This window comes from Pseudoalteromonas sp. SG44-1 (assembly GCF_014164315.1).
Taxonomy (GTDB): Bacteria; Pseudomonadota; Gammaproteobacteria; order Enterobacterales; family Alteromonadaceae; genus Pseudoalteromonas; species Pseudoalteromonas rhizosphaerae.
The window spans coordinates 85,437-102,565 of sequence record NZ_JACJEW010000006.1; the positions used below are offsets into that span (position 1 = coordinate 85,437).

At 39.7% G+C, this 17,129-nt stretch carries 18 protein-coding genes; 6 read left to right on the top strand and 12 right to left on the bottom strand.

Translation table 11 applies throughout. The features are described from left to right. Window positions 1-115: 115 nt before the first annotated feature. A complete protein-coding gene (locus H5187_RS04475; RefSeq protein WP_145235390.1) occupies window positions 116-682 on the top strand; it encodes a phosphoribosyltransferase in 567 nt (188 codons plus the stop codon). Between the two features lie 73 nt (window positions 683-755). Here the strand turns inward: H5187_RS04475 and H5187_RS04480 are convergent, their stop codons facing one another. The 3 genes from H5187_RS04480 to H5187_RS04490 form a co-directional block, all read right to left on the bottom strand. After that, the gene (locus H5187_RS04480; RefSeq protein WP_149982110.1) at window positions 756-2,912 is read right to left on the bottom strand and encodes a YjbH domain-containing protein; all 2,157 of its coding nucleotides are present in this window, start codon (window positions 2,910-2,912) and stop codon (window positions 756-758) included. A gap of 154 nt (window positions 2,913-3,066) precedes the next feature. Next, window positions 3,067-4,965, bottom strand: a complete 1,899-nt coding sequence (locus H5187_RS04485; protein WP_182717169.1) for a hypothetical protein — start codon at window positions 4,963-4,965, stop codon at window positions 3,067-3,069. A 355-nt stretch (window positions 4,966-5,320) separates the two neighbouring features. Further along, complete coding sequence (locus tag H5187_RS04490; protein WP_145235393.1) at window positions 5,321-5,977, bottom strand: Crp/Fnr family transcriptional regulator; 657 nt, start codon at window positions 5,975-5,977, stop codon at window positions 5,321-5,323. A 268-nt stretch (window positions 5,978-6,245) separates the two neighbouring features. On the opposite strand from H5187_RS04490, the gene H5187_RS04495 reads away from it, so the two are divergent. Continuing rightward, entirely contained in the window at window positions 6,246-6,473 is a 228-nt protein-coding gene (locus tag H5187_RS04495) for a YgjV family protein (protein ID WP_145235395.1), read from the top strand. A gap of 9 nt (window positions 6,474-6,482) precedes the next feature. Here the strand turns inward: H5187_RS04495 and H5187_RS04500 are convergent, their stop codons facing one another. The 5 genes from H5187_RS04500 to H5187_RS04520 form a co-directional block, all read right to left on the bottom strand. Beyond that, window positions 6,483-8,147, bottom strand: coding sequence for an amidohydrolase (locus H5187_RS04500; protein ID WP_182797583.1), 1,665 nt, complete (start codon window positions 8,145-8,147; stop codon window positions 6,483-6,485). Window positions 8,148-8,267: 120 nt separating this feature from the next. Beyond that, the gene (locus tag H5187_RS04505; RefSeq protein WP_149982107.1) at window positions 8,268-8,504 is read right to left on the bottom strand and encodes an EF-hand domain-containing protein; all 237 of its coding nucleotides are present in this window, start codon (window positions 8,502-8,504) and stop codon (window positions 8,268-8,270) included. A gap of 12 nt (window positions 8,505-8,516) precedes the next feature. Further along, window positions 8,517-8,753 carry an EF-hand domain-containing protein gene (locus tag H5187_RS04510; protein WP_149982106.1) on the bottom strand — a complete coding sequence of 79 codons (237 nt, stop codon included), beginning with the start codon at window positions 8,751-8,753 and terminating at the stop codon, window positions 8,517-8,519. Between the two features lie 110 nt (window positions 8,754-8,863). Beyond that, entirely contained in the window at window positions 8,864-9,091 is a 228-nt protein-coding gene (locus tag H5187_RS04515) for a hypothetical protein (RefSeq protein ID WP_145235404.1), read from the bottom strand. A 22-nt stretch (window positions 9,092-9,113) separates the two neighbouring features. Beyond that, window positions 9,114-9,341, bottom strand: a complete 228-nt coding sequence (locus tag H5187_RS04520) for an EF-hand domain-containing protein (RefSeq protein ID WP_145235406.1) — start codon at window positions 9,339-9,341, stop codon at window positions 9,114-9,116. Window positions 9,342-9,656: 315 nt separating this feature from the next. Here H5187_RS04520 and H5187_RS04525 point away from each other — a divergent pair, with 315 nt between their 5' ends. Genes H5187_RS04525 through H5187_RS04540 form a run of 4 tightly spaced genes read left to right on the top strand, consistent with a single transcriptional unit; the run spans window position 9,657 to window position 13,531 of the window. Continuing rightward, window positions 9,657-11,126: a HAMP domain-containing sensor histidine kinase gene (locus tag H5187_RS04525; protein ID WP_182797592.1), complete on the top strand. Its 1,470-nt coding sequence runs from the start codon at window positions 9,657-9,659 to the stop codon at window positions 11,124-11,126. A 1-nt stretch (window position 11,127) separates the two neighbouring features. Beyond that, entirely contained in the window at window positions 11,128-11,670 is a 543-nt protein-coding gene (locus H5187_RS04530; RefSeq protein ID WP_182797584.1) for a hypothetical protein, read from the top strand. A gap of 2 nt (window positions 11,671-11,672) precedes the next feature. Continuing rightward, entirely contained in the window at window positions 11,673-13,022 is a 1,350-nt protein-coding gene (locus tag H5187_RS04535; protein ID WP_182783704.1) for a sigma 54-interacting transcriptional regulator, read from the top strand. Between the two features lie 8 nt (window positions 13,023-13,030). Next, window positions 13,031-13,531: a DUF1543 domain-containing protein gene (locus H5187_RS04540; RefSeq protein ID WP_182739824.1), complete on the top strand. Its 501-nt coding sequence runs from the start codon at window positions 13,031-13,033 to the stop codon at window positions 13,529-13,531. A 28-nt stretch (window positions 13,532-13,559) separates the two neighbouring features. Here H5187_RS04540 and H5187_RS04545 read toward each other — a convergent pair whose 3' ends face one another. The 4 genes from H5187_RS04545 to pdsR form a co-directional block, all read right to left on the bottom strand. Continuing rightward, window positions 13,560-13,793 (bottom strand): hypothetical protein, encoded by a 234-nt coding sequence (locus H5187_RS04545; protein ID WP_145235415.1) that lies wholly within the window; start codon window positions 13,791-13,793, stop codon window positions 13,560-13,562. 50 nt (window positions 13,794-13,843) lie between these two features. Continuing rightward, on the bottom strand, window positions 13,844-14,002 hold the full coding sequence (locus tag H5187_RS04550; RefSeq protein ID WP_179959192.1) for a hypothetical protein: 159 nt from the start codon (window positions 14,000-14,002) through the stop codon (window positions 13,844-13,846). Window positions 14,003-14,104: 102 nt separating this feature from the next. Beyond that, window positions 14,105-16,237 (bottom strand): proteobacterial dedicated sortase system histidine kinase, encoded by a 2,133-nt coding sequence (pdsS, locus tag H5187_RS04555; RefSeq protein ID WP_182717163.1) that lies wholly within the window; start codon window positions 16,235-16,237, stop codon window positions 14,105-14,107. Then, window positions 16,237-16,926, bottom strand: a complete 690-nt coding sequence (gene pdsR / locus H5187_RS04560; protein WP_145235419.1) for a proteobacterial dedicated sortase system response regulator — start codon at window positions 16,924-16,926, stop codon at window positions 16,237-16,239. The genes pdsS and pdsR overlap by 1 nt, the downstream gene beginning before the upstream one ends. Window positions 16,927-17,129 lie beyond the last annotated feature (203 nt).

Genomic DNA, 17,129 nt, shown 5'->3' on the forward strand with positions numbered 1-17,129 from the left:
CATTTCAAGTGATTAAGGTTTGAAGTTATATTTCTTACATTAAAAGCGCTGCTTTTATTTAAGTCTTATTCATAAACTATACTTGAATGATCAACTCACACTGGGAATTCTAATTATGTCAGATAAGTGCTACATCACAGCGCAACAATTGCTTGAAGATTCATTTCGCGTTGCGGCGCAAGTATACCAAGATGGTTTTCGTCCTGATTTTATTATTGGTATTTGGCGTGGTGGTGCCCCAATTGGGATTGCAGTGCAAGAGTATTATGATTATAAGGGCATAGAGACAGATCATATCGCGGTGCGAACTTCATCATATTACGGTATTAATAAGCAGTCGAAAGAAATTAAAGTACATGGCTTACACTACATTATTGAAAATGCTAACGCAGGTGACTCGTTATTGATTGTTGATGATGTATTTGATTCAGGGCGTAGTATTTTTGCACTGAAAGAAAAGCTTTCGGAATTGATGCGTTTAAACTTACCTAAAGATATCCGCATTGCATGCCCGTATTACAAACCAAAAAATTCTAAAGTAGATATGAAGCCTGACTACTACATTCATGAATCAGAAGAGTGGTTAGTATTCCCGCATGAATTATCGGGTTTAACACCTGATGAGATCATCGCTGGTAAGACAGATTTAGTAAAAATACACGATATTTTATTAGCAAAATAAATCTATCGAGTAAAAATAAAAAAGGCCTTAACTAGGCCTTTTTTTATTTATCAATTAGCTGTCTAAACTAATATTATTTATAGATTTCAAACGCTTCTTTTAATCGTGCTAAATGAGCATATACGTAACTGCTTGACATACGATCTTGGTTTAAGAAAGTATTATCGAGGTCGATTGACGATTTGAGTATTGTCGCACTACTGGTGTTTATCAAATTTACTTTTTGATTAATTATAGTATTTACGCTATGTGTCCAGCTTTTAGTCCCTGTAACTTGCCAATTACCTGCATCCATATCTTTGCGTGGTGATAATGGAATACTAAAACCAATCCCCACTTTCTCTACGTCAGTGTCACTATACATTACGGTTATATTTGCATCACCAAACCAGAACTTAGTTTCAAGTTTATAGCCGGTATCTTCATTCCAGAATTGTCCACCAGAGATATGGAAAGAGACATCCTTTTCAGCCCATAAATAACGGTATGAATAAACCGAGTAGTCGCGTTTATCAGTGTCATAATCTTTATACTCAAAGTAGCCTAACTTTGCTTGTATCTTGTGGCGGCCTGCGGGGCTTTGCCATGCAGTTTCGTTGGTAATACCTGTATAATCAAAGTAATCTTGGAATAAACCGACTTGAGTCTGGTTATATATGTTAAACGGTAAAGCGAATGTTTGATATACAACGGCACGTTTAATCCCCGTTTCTTGGCGTGAATTACTAAATACACTACCTTTTTCAAAGTGATCTGTATTAGCTACATTAACTTGCCCAGTAATATTTACACCTGCACCTTGCCATAATGGTACATGTAAATCGGCTTGTAGAGCTAACGAGTAATCATAAACACCTAATTCAGTTGCATATCGTGATGATAACGATGGTGAAAATGAAACTCTAGGTACAAAATAAGGGCTCGTGCTTTGGGTATTTCCGGCCCATTTTACACCCACAGCATCTTTATCACTAAATTGAGTGCTGACCATTAAATCAGGAGTGATATTTTCATCAATAAAGCGACGGTAATTATCTAAATACCCATTGACTTGTAACAGTGGGATATCTTGTTTTGCCAAGCGAACAATAAATTCATTATTGCCAGTAGCAAAGCTTTCAGTTATGCGGCCTAAAACAAGCCCCAACGCATCAATTTCATTACGATTAAATACTGAGTTTTCAAATTCAACAATGATTTGTTTGCTCTCGCTAATACCAACACGGATATTTTCAAAACCATCGTTAACTAAGCTGCTTTTTAAGCTGTGAATTTGTTGATTGTTATTTTGTGCAGTGGAAACTTGTTGATTTTGTTTGGTCGCTGTTAATACTTTTACTGGTTCCGCAGATACTACTCGACTAACAGACTCTTCCGTTTGATTTGGGGATGTAGCAAGAGTTGCTCTCGTACGCTGATTTGAACTCTTAGATAACTTTGCCGCTGCAACTGGTTGAGGTGCTGGTTTTAGATTGTGGTAGTTATCTTGTGCTTCATCACTGAGCGGCATGCTAATATTGACACCCCAATAAGTATCATCACTAGCAAGTTCTGTATTTGAGTAAAAGCGGCTATTAAATGAAACCGTGGCAATATCATAAAGCCACTCTTTTGGCACCGTAATACGGGCGCCTAAATTAAATGCTTCTGCATCATGCTCAGCGAGTACTGAAAGCCAAGTGTAAGGTTGATATTCAATACCAGCAAACGCGCCGTCTAGTTGCCCTGTAAGCGTGTCAGATGCGCCAATACCGGCACTAAAGCGAAAATCCCACCACTGTTTAGAAGCAACAGCATAAAACGCTTCATACTGATTGGCTGCGCCACCGAAATCTTTAGCGCCAACAGCGACACTAAACCAGTCTTTTGGAATGAATGGAATTTGGTATTTGGCATTAAATGATAAGTCGCGGATTTGGCCTTTATTTTCATAGCTAAATGTTATGTCGTGCATCGACGATGAGGTAATCCTACCACTGACTTCTAAACCTTCAAAAAGTCCAGCTGAAAATGTAAAGTTATGACCGTCGGTGTACTTTCCTCTAGCTTCTAGCTGGTTACTGTAACCTATATCAATATTACCTTTGTCGATTACAACAGCGGTAGGAGTGTTGAAAATACCGGTAAATCCATTATATGCAATACCATGATTAATGTTTTGATCAGCAAAAACGGAGGTACTGGCACTGAGTGCGCAAAGTGTCGCGAGGGTTGTTTTATTATAAGTCACGTGATTAACCAATTTAGATTAGAGTTAGGTTTTAAACTTTTAAAACCCGATAATTATTTTAGCTATAAATACTATAAACCAAAAATAACTTAATAACGAGATAAACAAAAGCCGCGCAAATGCGCGGCTTTAGGAAGTACAGTTCTACCTCAGATTAAGAACCAGAACCAGAACCAGAACCAGATACTGGTACAGTATCAACTTCACACACTACTGGGATATCAAATGTAGCTGCAGTTGTGTTTGCCGCTACTGGAGTAGATGTCCACACATTAGTGTTGTAGTTAAGGTAACTAGCAGAGTAAGTGCCACCTTGCTCTAAGTTCAGGTTGAAAGTACCTTTCGAGTAAATAGTTTGCTTGAAGTTGCCATCTTTAAACAATCTGACTAGCGCAGGTGTTGCAACCGGTGGAGTACCTATTTCAAAATCTCCGGTATTGCTACACACTAGCTGTGTTGTTATTTTTTTAGTTACAATTGTTGGCGGAGCAATTGTAAGTGTTAGATCTTTATCATTTAAGTCACAGATATTGCTTACAGATAATGCCGATGCAGTGCTATCAGTGTCAGTTGACAAGCCATCTAAAACGTTAACACCATTGCGCAATACTTTAACTTTAACCGGGAAACCTGGAGGGTTGTTAAACGTTGCTGATCCATAATTACCGTTACGGCTAGTGAAAGATCTTCTATAGCCATTAATTTCAAGTAAAATAGTTGTTTCAGCTATATTAGCGTCACCATTTCTATCTAAAATATCAAATTTTACACTTGAACATTTATTGTTGTTGAAGTAATCAAGGTTCCAGTAAGATAGGTGATTTACATCTACTGATACATCAAATGTTGATGCATTACCGCTATCAGTTACTTCACCGTAGCTTTCGAATCCCCATTTACCAGCTTCTTCATCGTAACTCCAAACTGGGAAGATATCACCAACCGCAATTTTACGAGCTACAGGAGCTGCAACAGTACATACACCATTTTTGAAGCCATTTGCTTCGGCGTATGCTTTGATATCAGTAGTACCGGCAGGTAAAGTTACAGGACAAGGGTTTGAAGTCTTTTTGTCGACCTGCATTGCAACAGTGATTGAATTGCCTGCACCAAAAGATTTCACTTTATTACCAGCATCATCAACTAGCTCGATAGCAACAAAGCCACCTGAAGTAAATGAACCTTGCACTTGATCAGTACTGTTAGGATCAGAAGCTACAGATAGAGCTAAACCTCCAGGGAACGCATCTAATGACGACGAGGTTGCAGCTGCAGTTTCGGCTTCTTCATCATTACGTGTTGCTTCATTCGCAAAGTAGGCAACAGTCATTTTTGGAACTGTCGTTAACGGTTGATTATCTTTATCTAAAAATTGCGTGCCGCTTTTGATTTTAACGGTTGAACCGCCAACAGCAACACCTGCTTTGTTAATTGCTTGTGGTAATGTAATCTCTGTTTTATCGCCAGAAATTGATAACCCTGAAGCTGGGTCATACGACACAGTGGTATTTTCACCTTCAGGTACTAATGCAGTTAATTCTTTGGTGTCAGCAACAATCGCTACATCAGAATCTGCAAGTGTACGTGGTGTTAAACGAACTTCTTGTGCTACAACGTTATCAGTTGGTGATAACGTTAAAGTACCAGAGTTGTTTAAATATCCAGCAGCAGAAATAACATAGTCATAGCTAACACCATTAGCTGGGATAGAGTCTACTGTGTATGCAAACGAACTAGCTGTTGATGATTTGTCGGTATCAGCTAAAGCGTTGCCTGCAGCTGTTAAAAGGCCGTCTTCAGAAGAAGTAAAGCTAATCGTTGCTGTAACCGTATCAGCTAAAGCAGCACCCTTTACATCTACGATATTAACAGTAACTGAACCTGCTTGAGCTTCAATTGCTACTGGTGGTACAGCAACATCAACGGTTGGTTCAGGTGGAACTGGTGGCTTTACATAATCATTGTTGTCGTTATCGCTAAAACAGCCACTTAAAGTTGCTGTCAGACCAAGTGCAAGAGCTAGCTTGGTGAGCTTGAATTTATTATTTCCCATAATCGTTACCTTTCTTTCCTTTCTCTTTAAAGTAAACAGACTTAATTGCAGTTCTATAAATGTACCGAAGCGCGCACCAGGTCAGGCTTGCACCTATAATACAATAATTTGTTCATCAAGGATAAGCGCACATTATATATACGTCAAGTGAACATTATATATACTTTTATTAATTAAATAAGAAAATTGTTACCCTGTTATGTAATAAATCTCTTATTTAATTTTTACGGATTTAGCGCAGCTTCGTTATTAGCTTACTATGCTAAAGTAGTAGGCTGCGGTTGTAAATGTAAATAGTTGCATTTTAGGCAGTTAAACGTTGTTTTTTTCGGCTGAATTTTAATGTGAGTCAACTTCATAGCTGCGAAAAACTATCCACGTAATCGCTAAGTTTATCTAAATCAACCGCTTTGAGTCCATCATTTGAGCGTGCGACTAAACCTCTTTCCACCAGTTCCGATACTACGCGGCGATAGGCTCGCTCTGTGGTGGCAAAACGCTCAGCTTCAGCATTTACCGTTGGGTATGCGCGCAGCAGGGTGGGGTTATTATTTTCGGCACGTAATAAACAGTCTTTGGCGATATTGTAACCCAATGGCAACAATAGTTTATCTAAATTAATTTTTTGGTTTTCTTGAAACTTAGCGGCAATAGTTTGTGCTGTGTATAAACTCAGTTCTGGCTTTTCAAGTAACAGGGCACGCCAGTGCTTTAGCTCTATTAGGTTGTAGCTAACGTCACTGAAGCAGGTAACTGTATAAATGCAGGGATTATTGTTTAGCGCTTCAATTTCACCAATTAAGGTGTTGTTGCAATCAAGTTGGCCCAGCAGTAAGCGGCGGCCATTACCGACATCATAACTAAACGATACGGTGCCGCTTCTGACTAACACTAATTTTGTAAGAGGTTGATCTTGGTGGATCAGTACTTCTTTTTTAGATTGTTGATAACGGCTGCCAGCAAAGGTTAGTAGCTGGTCGACGAGATAACTAGAAAAATGATATTGAAACATCAACAATGCCCTTCGGACAATTGTCCTATTTATTACATCTTAATGACGTTAGCATTAAGATTCTAAGAATTTACGCTAACTTACTAGCTTAGTTAACTCGGTTAATTAAGCTTAATACCTGATATCCCGTGTAATGATTATTAAAGTGTGCTTTTAGCAGCTTTGGGTTTTTAGTAAGTTAGCCTTTTTATACTATTGCTATATTGTGGAATAACTTTGCCTAAACTACAACATTTGCAATGCTAACCTAAAGTACCGGAGAGAACAAATGAGTTGGGAATATTTGGGGTATTTTGCCTCAGCTTTACTTATTGCCTCTTTAACTATGAGTGATGTGAGCAAACTTCGTTGGTTTAACCTTGCCGGTTGTATTGCTTTCACAGCCTACGGTATTGCGATTGCTGCATGGCCTGTGGCTATCACTAATGGTTTGCTAACCTTCGTAAATATTTATCATTTAATTAAGCTCAAACGTCAACAACAAAAACCGCAATAATAGCGTGGTTTATTGCGCCTTACTCTGTGTATCAATTTGCGCTTTTTGGTAGCGTAATTCACCGCCAATCCATGTTTGATTTACGACAATGGTAAAAATTTCTTGTACTGGCACTTTAAAATAGTCTTTGTCGATTAAAATAAAGTCAGCCCACTTTCCTTGCTCTAAACTACCTAATTTAAATTCTTGATGTGCGGCATACGCGGCACCTAACGTGAATGCTCTGAGTGTATCTTCTCTGCTCAGTGCTTCAGTGACTCGCCAGCCATTAGCGGGTAATTGATTGTGATCTTGGCGAGTAATTGCTGAATACAAACCGTCAAAGGGGTTGGCCAGTTCAACTGGATAATCTGAGCCTGCAGCTACTACTGAGCCTTGCTTTAAAAACGTTTGCCAAGCATATGCACCTTGTAATTGTGTATCGCTAAGGCGCTGCTCTGCCATATGCATATCAGAAGTTGCATGCACCGGTTGCATTGATGGAATGATTTTAAGTGCTTTGAAGCGAGGAATATCTGCTGGATCAACTATCTGTGCGTGCTCTATACGGTTACGTAGTAAAATCCCGCCGGTTTTTTTAAATACATTTTGATAGGCATCTAACACAATATGATTTGCTTTATCACCGATGGCATGGGTATTGGCGCTAAAACCATGGTTAAAGCTCAATGTGTACAGCTGCTCTAGTTTTTGTTGAGTTTCGAGCATTAAACCTTGGTGATTCTTTCTATCTGCGTAATCGGCCTGTAGTGCGGCGCCACGGCTACCTAGCGCACCATCAGCATATATTTTTACACTACGAATAGACATGAAATCGTTAAGATCTTTATAGCGACCGGCTCTGAGCATATCTTCAAGGGACGGATCTGTTGCACTTAGCATTGCAACTATGCGCAGCGGTAAGGTGCCTTGTTCAGCTCTTTGCTTGTAAACTTGCCATGTTTGTTTATCAATCCCAGCATCGTGGGTTGAGGTTATACCTAAGCTGAGCAGATGTTGGCCAGCTTGATTTAAGGCATTATTTACGTTTTGATCAGATGGCGTTGGAATATGTGCAGTAATTAAACTTTCGGCTTTATCGACAAAAATACCGCTAGGCTGACCTGCTTGGTTGCGAATAATTTCACCACCTGCTGGTGACTGTACTGTGGGTGTTAATTTGGCTAACTCCATCGCTTTGCTATTAACCCAAATCGCGTGGCTATCGACACGAGAAAGCACCACCGGAACATCTTTGACAACTTTATCTAAGTCAGCAGCAGTAGGAAATTGCTTATTAGGCCACAGTTCTTGATTCCAACCGCGGCCAATAATCCAGCCCTGGTTATTTTTAGCAAATACAGCAAGTTTTTTTTGTATTTCTGCAATCGACATACTGCCACGTAAATCGAGTTGCGCTAAATTATTACCAAGTCCTATCACATGACCGTGGGCGTCAATTAAACCAGGTAATAAGGTTTGTTGCCCGGCATCAAATACTGCTGCATTAGGGAAACTCGCTTTTAGTTTATCGTCTCCTACTTTTACTACTTTGCCATCTTTAATAACCAGTGTAGAAAATTGCTGTAATTGGCCACTGTAAGTTGGAGTGTAACCGTTAGCATTGTAGATCACCGTGGTATCAGCTAGCACAGGTAAAGATAAAGTGATTAAACAGGCGAGTAAGCATTTCATTGTTAGAATTCTTTTTCTGCTTTTGTTAGTTAAACAGTAACAGAGAATACTGAGTCTGCAAATTAAATATAATAAATTATTTATCGTTGTGCATTTCAACTATGCTGATGAATTAGCTATTCATTTATTTGCATATAGAGTAAATTCAGACAGTGATAATCTACCATCTTTATCGCTGTCATAGTTTTTAAAACGAGACCACAGGGCAGGATCTTTTGCTGACTCTGAACGCGTGATAAGACCGTCTTTATCGCGGTCTAAGTTTTTGAATTGTTCTGCTATATTATCAGTTGTTGCAAAACTGCAACAGCTACTGACAAATAACAAACTTAGTCCCAGTTGTGTACAAAATTTCATTGGGGAAACTCGTTAATCTAGATTATTAGTTAAAAAACGCTTAAATTCAGATAGGGAAATTTTATTGTCTTGGTTTTTGTCCCAACGTTTAAAGTTACTCAACAATTGTGGTTGTGGTTCAAGCTCATTATGCGTTAAATAGCCATCTTTATTGCTATCTAAATGATCAAAACGTTGTTTTACATCCAGTGCCATTGCGCTAAAACTGGTGGCTAGCGACACACTTAATATTATTAATATGCTTTTCATTATTTACATCCTACCAACAAAAAGAATAAAGCATTTGCCATAATTTAAATCCCAACATTAAATCCGTTTACACATTCCCTCCGGGATTATGGCAAATACTTTAAAGCCTTTTAAAATTTAAACTTTGCGAACTCTTGCTCAGATAACTGCTCGTCGTTATTATCATCAAGATCAGTAAACTGCTTTAATAGCGTGTTGTTTTGCTTGGCTTCAAGCAATGAAATTTGTCCGTCAGAGTCGGTATCTAATTGCGCAAACTTAACGTTTAATTGTGATGCTAAAACAGTGGCGCTAATGACTAAAAACATCAGTGAAAAAGCGGCGATAAGTTGTTTCATAGCAGTGTTTCCTTTGGGAAAATTATTGCAAAAATTGTTTAAACTCAGCAAATGAAATTTGACCATTTTGATCTTTGTCAATTTGCTCAAAACTTTCGTGTAATACCGCATCTTCAGATGCTTCTGCTTCACTCAATGTGCCATTACTGTCTTTATCAAGTTCTGCGAAGGTGGCCTCGACATCAATGGCAAAGCTGTTAAAGCTAAGCAGTAGGCTGATGCATAAGCACAGCGGTGTTAATATTTTCATATTATTTCCTTATAAACAGTCGTTGATACGGATGTTACAAGAACGATGCCAATTTTTTTATTGTAAAAATATCAGTGACTTAATGTTTTGGCATGATAATAAGTGGGAAAAAATGACTGGGCAGTGTGTCTTTTTTGCAACAACTTTTAACGGGTATTGATTAAGTTTTTAAAAAACAGTTGGTTAAGTTGTTTCAATTTAGCATCAGTCGCTTTATATAGCGCTACACAGTTCGCCTTATTCATTATTCTTATTGATTCAGCTAGTGTATAAGTAACACCTTCCATAATCAGACATTTAACTAAAGGAGTAGCGATAATGGCCTCATTCGCTAAAAAGTACAGTGCATTACTTAGTTGGCGACCCAATTTAATAGGCCAGTTTTTGTTTAGTACTTTGTTATCGCTGCTGCCATTATCACTGGTAGTGATTGTATTTTTAAATGCGCTGAATAAACAGCTAGCAGTAACTCAACAAATCGTCAGTGAAAATTATCAAATTACCAAGTCATTTAATAATCTTAAGCAAGACCTCAATAGCTTAGAGCGTGCAACGCGACAAAACTGGGTGCTGAAAAGCGAATCACTCGATGAATTGATTGTTGATAAGTGGCAATCATCACTACAAAGCATTGATGAACTAACTTTTATAAGTTCTACGGGGGAGTATATTAAGCAATGGCAGCAACTCGCACAGGTATTGCAATTAGCGCATACTCAACTCGTTACTGAAGGACAACAAGATGCGCAATTGTTTATTCCTGTGAGTGAATTTATTGCGCGTCAAACGGTGTGGCTAAGAGATCAAAATGAGCTGCAAATAACTAAAAATCAGCAACAGTTAAAAGCTTTGCAAAGCTCATTTATCAATTGGTTAATAGCACTTATCCCATTAACTTTACTAGTAGGTGGTGGTTTTTTATGGCGTATAAGTGGTCGCTTAAAAGGATTAACGTCGGTTATTGATAAGCTTGGGCAAGGTCATTGGCAACAAAAAATAGCTGTACAAGGCTCTGCTGAGTTGGTTGAACTAGGAAATAAATTACAATGGGTGCAAGAGCAGTTGCATCAATTAGAGCAACAAAAAGATACTTTTTTACGCCATGTTACCCATGAATTGAAAACTCCATTAGCGTCAATGGTTGAGGGCACTGACTTACTTGCCGATGAAATCGTTGGGCCAATTAACAAAGAGCAGCAAGCGGTGTTGGCGTTAATTACCCAGAGCATGGTGCGTTTGCGCGCTATGATCGATAGTTTACTTAGTTACAATGCGATTCGCAGCAGCAAAGAAGACTTAAGTGAGCTGGAATTCTCGCAATTAATAACCAAGATAAACAGCCATTTTGAACATCGTTTAGTGGCGCGTAAGCAAAGCTTATGTTGGCATTGTGAGTTACCCGAGCAACCACTGGAAATTGCTGCAGAGCTTGTTGAAATGATCTTAATTCAGTTGATCTCTAATGGCTTAAAGTTTTCACCAGCAGGACAGGCGGTCAATATTGCTCTGTCATTAGCTGGTCGTACTTTGACTATGAGCGTTAGCGATCAAGGCACCGGTATTAAAGAGCAAGAGAAATCACATATATTCAGTGCCTTTTATCAAGGTAAGAATGCTAAAGATATAACCGCTCAAGGTAGTGGTTTAGGGCTCACCATTGTAAAAGAGTCTGTTGAGCAATTGATGGGTACTTTACACGTTGAGCATAATGAGCCACAAGGCTGTCGTTTTATAATTCAAATCCCAATCATCCCTCCAACCAATAAAAACCAAGGAGTTAATTAGCATGGGCGTGCGTTTAAATGCCATTTTAGTGGTTTGCATTACAACCTTAGGGCTCGCAGGGTGTGAGTTAACTGAGCAGCCAGTAAATAAAAGCAGCCCTGAAGCTGAACAAGCGGGTAAGGTGACTACACCACAAGGGGATAGTTTACCAAATCCGAAACCTAGGCCGAAAACCGATCCTATGTATGCACCTGCCGAAACGGTTATTGGTTGGCATGCAAAGTCGTGCGGTGGTTTTCAAGTGGCAGCGAGTAAAACGGTTTATATTGGTGCTAAAGAGCTTCAGCATTATTTTGATTTTAGTTGCAAAAATAATGTATTAGCACCGGAAAAAGTATTAACGCAGCTGCTAAAACTGGATCAAGCTTATTATTGGCCAGATGATATAAAACAGTATTTATGGCTGCAAAAACAACAAATAAAACAGCAGATCAACGCTAAAAAACAGCAGCAAGCGTTGAATAATAAAATGCAAGAAACCCTGTCATCACTGGCAGCCATCGAGCAGCAACTATTACTACGCGAAGAAACTAAGGAGCAGTAATTATGTCAACAGAGCAAAACCAAGGCGCGCGAATTTTACTGGTCGATGATGATGCAAGTTTATTAAAACTATTGGCTATTCGCATAGAATCTAAAGGCTATCAAGTGACTACCTGCGAAAGTGGTATCGCTGCGCTACAGTTATTAAAAAATAATGTGTTTGATGCTGTGGTTACAGACTTACGCATGGATGAAATGGATGGTATGGCATTACACCGTCAGTTACAAAATCGCTACCCAGCGCTGCCAGTGTTGATGATGACAGCTCATGGGTCTATTCCTGATGCTGTTGAAGCGACGAAGCAAGGTATTTTTGCCTTTATTACTAAACCGGTAGATAAAGATGAGTTATTTGATAGTTTAGCAAAAGCGATTGAAATTCATGGTCTCAGTGCCGATGAAAGTGCATCAAACAGCAATATCGTGACCCGCAGTGGTGCTATGCTGCATTTACTTGAGCAAGTTAAATTACTAGGTCCGACTCAGGTCAATGTGTTGATCTCGGGGGCCAGTGGTACAGGTAAAGAGTTACTAGCTAATGCTATTCATCAACATAGCCATGTTAGTGAAGGTCCGTTTGTCGCAATAAACTGTGGTGCGGTACCGGGTGAATTACTCGAATCAGAACTATTCGGTCACAAAAAAGGGGCTTTTACGGGCGCGATTAAAGACCACCAAGGGTTATTTCAGCAAGCGCAAGGCGGTACTTTATTTTTAGATGAAATTGGTGATATGCCACTTAATTTACAAGTTAAGTTACTGCGCGTATTACAAGAAAAAACTATTCGCCCTGTGGGCTTTGAAGAAGAAATTCCAATTGATGTGCGGATTGTATCAGCAACTCATAAAAACTTGCCTGATGCGATTGCTAATCAGCAATTTCGCGAAGATTTATATTACCGCTTAAATGTTGTGAATCTTAAATTGCCACCACTGTGTGAGCGCAGAGAAGACGTTAGTTTATTAGCACAGTATTTTAGCGCTACCATCGCTAAACGTATGAATCAAAAAGAAAAGCGTTTCGCCAATGATGCAATGCATGCATTAGTACGTCACGATTGGCCGGGTAATATTCGCCAGTTACAAAATGTAGTAGAGCAGGTTGTCGCACTTACCCCAGGTGAAGTAATATCAGCACAGCTGGTTGAAAGTGCGCTTAATAGTAATACCAACAATGTTGAGCCGCTTTCACTTAACGATGCTAAAAAAGAATTTGAGCGTGATTATGTGATTAATGCTTTAAAGATGGCTGGCGGTAACGTGGCTGAAGGGGCAAAACTAGCTAAGCGAAATCGCTCAGATTTTTATAAATTGATTAAAAAACACAACATTGACGTTGATACTATTTGTTAGGAGAGAAAATGCAGTTATTTATGGTGTATTTAGGTGGGCGTATTCAGGGCTGCCATATTGAAATGCATGATGTTCGTTTTGTTGTTGGGGAATCGATAGAACAAACTTACTCAAAATTAAAAGCGCAGTGGGTCGGTGATAAAAGTAGCGTGCACATGGACAGCTATATGGCGGTAAATCACATTGATGGCTTTGCAGTAACCGTGGTTGATGAACCCTTGGCCCAATCGCAGCAGTTATACTTTGTAAATTTAGGAGCGTATCGTGCTGATAGGTTAGCTGAGCAGCATGACTTTGCGTTATATGTAGCTAGTAGTAGCGACGAAGCTAAACAAAGAGCAAAAGAGGATTTACTAGCAGGTTTAAGTCATATTCATAAAGATGACTTACATGATGTAGATGATTGCTTTGCAATTGACTTGCTCGACAGTCAATTACATATCAAGCTAACCCCGAGTGAGCAATCTCAAGCGATTAAGCCCGATTGGTTTGGTTACCATATATTATAAATAATCAAGAGAGTGTGTGGTGCAAGCGTTAGCCGTTATCACTTTGTTCTGCACGCTCTTTGTCTTCACTGTTACTGGCAATTTTAAAAGCGATAATCACTAAGCCAAACATAGCAAAAGGTAACGCAGCAAGCATATACTCGGTAACATTGCTATCTTGGAAGCTGGCTTGTAGTAAAAAATGCCCAGCAATACACAGTAAAATAACAATCAGTAAGATCGGTAATAAAATAAGTTCTTTTTTAGCAGAATGAGTTTTCATTATTAGGCAGTACTTTTACAAGGTGCGCCATTGTAATGAGCAAACCGCTTTTAGGTCAAACAACTAGGCTGATAAATTACTTTTGATTGCGTTATGTCATGTTTTTCAGTATCAGAGTTAGGTTCGCTACTGTTTAACTCATCACTATCTTCATAGCTGTATAAATCAAAAATAAAATCAATTTCTTCACGTTTCAGTATCGCTTGCATATTGCCTCCTATCTTATCCACTTAGTTAAGTAGTAAGCATATGTCTGCGCGACTGAATTGTAAGTGAACATTAACCGTACAAAATGTGTATAAATGTAATCCTTAATTATTATTAATAGGCAGTCGAACAGTAAAAGTCACACCATCAGCTTGTTGATTATTAGCCGCGCTAACTGTGCCTTTATGGTATTCACACACTAAACGTACTATATAAAGCCCTAAACCCAAGTGTGGTTGCTGCTGCAGTTGTTGACTACGTACCGACACCATTGAATCAAAAATATGCTCTGTTAATCCCTCGGGTAAAAGTGGACCTAGATTACTGACACATAGCAGGGCTTCATTATCATGTTGATCAAGGCTGACACTTATAGCGCTATCTTCAACACTAAACTCTAAGGCATTATTGATTAGTTTATCTAGCAACTGAGCAATAAACTCAGGCGCGCCGTTAAGTAGTAATGGTTGCGGACAAATATTAAGGCTAAATTGTTGCTGTGCATAGGTTAGCTGGTAGCCTTGCATACAACCATTGATCACATTTCGCAAATCAAACGGTTCAGCTTCAGCGCTTTGAATACTTTGCTCAAGGCGAGTTGCTTCGCTCATGGTGGTGATTATTTTACCTAAACGCTCGACTCCTTCACTGGCACGATCAAGGTATTTTTGGCTCAGCTCACTTTGTGGCTGCATTTGTAAGTTTTCAAGGGAACTACGTACGACCGCAACGGGTGTTCTGAGTTCGTGAGATAATCGCGACGACATGGTTTCTAAATAGTTAGTGTAACCACCTAAGCGACTTACAATATTTGCAAAACTGCGAGATAAATCGCCAATTTCATCGTTTGAATCGCTGTAATTAATAGTGCCAGTTACTCGCCCTTGAGCATCAATGGCTTGCTCTGCGGTATCTCTTAAGCGACGAATACGACTGGAGATCCTTGATGCAAAAAAGAATAACGTTACTGTGCCTATTAGCATCACTGCTAAAATCACATTAAATAGTTTCTCTAACGATTTGTTGCGTAATGTGCGAACACCATTGGTAGTCTCTTCGGCCACTACAGCACCAATGACCTTATCTTGGATCCAAATAGGATATGCGGCTGATAAAATAACCGCTTTGTTATCTGGAGTGAGTCGCCAAGACGATGCTGGTGTGCCACTGAGTGCTTTACCTATATGTGTGCCTTGCATCGCTGCGACATCGTGCAAGGTATCTAAAAATTCATTTTCAGGGCGAGTAAGTACTTTATAGTAAAGTGGATGTAAGTAGTTTTTCTCAAATCGTTGCCACCAGGTTTTTGCTGGCTGGTCGTTAAGCCCATCAGCCCAAACGCCGTCGGCATGATGAATTGATCCTGACTGCGCTAACACGCGGTGATGATTATCAACCACCCAAATTCGGCTGCCGCTGTGACCCATACCTTTTAATATACGATTTATTTCAGGTGAGGGCACCAGCACTGAGCCAATATCATTGGGGTTTTGTAAGTTTGAAGTCGACATAGTCTGTGGCTCAGGCTTGCCTTGATCCCAATCTTCAATTGCAAAGCCGAGCTTATTGCCAAGCATCGTTAGCGGAAACCGCAACTCTATGTTATAGCCAGTCTCTGTACTGACAAAATAGCCTTGAATTTTTGTTATTGGGGTTTTGCTTTGTGCGTCAAATGCGTTGATCCAGCCATCTTGGCGAGCGGCAACAATATAGTGCTTAAATTCTCCTTGTGGGGTTTTTAACATGATCTGTAAGTGATCATTACGGGTTAAACTTAGGGTGTTTTTAGCGCGATAAACCACCGAGTCATCGGTAACTTTAAATACTGCATATAAAAAGTTTTCATATTTACCAACCATATGCTCAAACGATAAGTCCTCAAGCTGATGGTCTGGTTTATTAGTTTGTAAATAGCGCTCGTCGTAATGCCAAAAAAGACTTTGATAAGGCTGCCAGTCCGACAGTTTGCCATCAAGTTGAATGGGGTTACTAAGGTTATAGGCGTAGAGATCACGGCCTTTTATAACCTGATCTAAAAAATTGGTTTGCGAGTCAAATAATGCTGGGCGCTCATGCAGGGCCGTGGCGAGTGCTCGGGTAGTGCCGACTAAGGTTTTTTCTTGACCTTGGCGCAGAAATTTTTCCATTTCCCACACGTATTCATAGCCAAGCCAAGGCAGTAAAAATAAAAAACACGACAGCAATATAAATTTACTGCGCAAACCAAAGCGCAGCATTACACTTGCTCCCAGCGATAACCCATACCGTACACGGTATCTATACAATCAAAGTCAGTATCTAAAGCGATAAATTTTTTGCGAATACGTTTAACATGAGAAGTGATAGTGCTGTCATCAACGTAAATCTTTGCATCACTCATTAGTTCGTTACGGCTTTTTACATGCCCAGGGCGCTGTGCCAGTGAATGCAGCATCCAAAATTCAGTTACGGTTAAATCGACTATTTGCTGCTGCCAAAATACTTGCATGCGTTTAGTATCAAGCGTGAGCGGGCCGCGATTGAGTAAAGCATTTTGATCAGCGGGTTGCTCGAGTGCTTCCATACGTCGAAACAGTGCACCAATACGAGCCGCCAAATGCGCCATGCTGATATCTTTAGTGAGATAGTCATCAGCGCCCATGCGTAGGCCACACACTGTATCTATTTCGCTGTCGCGGGCGGTTAAAAAAATAATCGGCAAGGTTTTAGAAAGCGAACGCAGAGTTTGGCATAGTAAGAAACCGCCATCAATTTCATGACCTAAACCAATATCGACAATCGCTAAGTCTGGTAGTGCGTCATTAAAAGCATGCTCTGCACTTTGACGGTTGCTATAGCCGCTGACCAGATAACCCTGCGCGCTGAGCATTTCCATGTAATTTTCGCGGATCGCGGGTTCGTCTTCAATAATTGCAATCTTCTTCATTTACAGCACCTTCTTATATTCTAGTTGCACTATACCTAATTTTTTTGCTTTCGCACTGGCGAAAAAGCAATTGCCTTTTTTTTGCCACAATTGCTCAGCAGTTTGCCTTTTTTGCTCCCCTTTGTTGCCACTTGAGCTTGCTTTAATGGCGTTATACCAAATCGGGCAGCTACCAACCCATGAGTTGCCAACTATTAAGTAAT

What these genes read in the sequence shown, in the direction of transcription:
- H5187_RS04475 (WP_145235390.1), top strand. Translation starts at nt 116, where the DNA reads ATGTCAGATAAGTGCTACATCACAGCGCAACAATTGCTTGAAGATTCA.
- H5187_RS04485 (WP_182717169.1), bottom strand. Translation starts at nt 4,965, where the DNA reads ATGGGAAATAATAAATTCAAGCTCACCAAGCTAGCTCTTGCACTTGGT.
- H5187_RS04490 (WP_145235393.1), bottom strand. Translation starts at nt 5,977, where the DNA reads ATGTTTCAATATCATTTTTCTAGTTATCTCGTCGACCAGCTACTAACC.
- H5187_RS04495 (WP_145235395.1), top strand. Translation starts at nt 6,246, where the DNA reads ATGAGTTGGGAATATTTGGGGTATTTTGCCTCAGCTTTACTTATTGCC.
- H5187_RS04500 (WP_182797583.1), bottom strand. Translation starts at nt 8,147, where the DNA reads ATGAAATGCTTACTCGCCTGTTTAATCACTTTATCTTTACCTGTGCTA.
- H5187_RS04505 (WP_149982107.1), bottom strand. Translation starts at nt 8,504, where the DNA reads ATGAAATTTTGTACACAACTGGGACTAAGTTTGTTATTTGTCAGTAGC.
- H5187_RS04510 (WP_149982106.1), bottom strand. Translation starts at nt 8,753, where the DNA reads ATGAAAAGCATATTAATAATATTAAGTGTGTCGCTAGCCACCAGTTTT.
- H5187_RS04515 (WP_145235404.1), bottom strand. Translation starts at nt 9,091, where the DNA reads ATGAAACAACTTATCGCCGCTTTTTCACTGATGTTTTTAGTCATTAGC.
- H5187_RS04520 (WP_145235406.1), bottom strand. Translation starts at nt 9,341, where the DNA reads ATGAAAATATTAACACCGCTGTGCTTATGCATCAGCCTACTGCTTAGC.
- H5187_RS04530 (WP_182797584.1), top strand. Translation starts at nt 11,128, where the DNA reads ATGGGCGTGCGTTTAAATGCCATTTTAGTGGTTTGCATTACAACCTTA.
- H5187_RS04535 (WP_182783704.1), top strand. Translation starts at nt 11,673, where the DNA reads ATGTCAACAGAGCAAAACCAAGGCGCGCGAATTTTACTGGTCGATGAT.
- H5187_RS04540 (WP_182739824.1), top strand. Translation starts at nt 13,031, where the DNA reads ATGCAGTTATTTATGGTGTATTTAGGTGGGCGTATTCAGGGCTGCCAT.
- H5187_RS04545 (WP_145235415.1), bottom strand. Translation starts at nt 13,793, where the DNA reads ATGAAAACTCATTCTGCTAAAAAAGAACTTATTTTATTACCGATCTTA.
- H5187_RS04550 (WP_179959192.1), bottom strand. Translation starts at nt 14,002, where the DNA reads ATGCAAGCGATACTGAAACGTGAAGAAATTGATTTTATTTTTGATTTA.
- pdsS (WP_182717163.1), bottom strand. Translation starts at nt 16,237, where the DNA reads ATGCTGCGCTTTGGTTTGCGCAGTAAATTTATATTGCTGTCGTGTTTT.
- pdsR (WP_145235419.1), bottom strand. Translation starts at nt 16,926, where the DNA reads ATGAAGAAGATTGCAATTATTGAAGACGAACCCGCGATCCGCGAAAAT.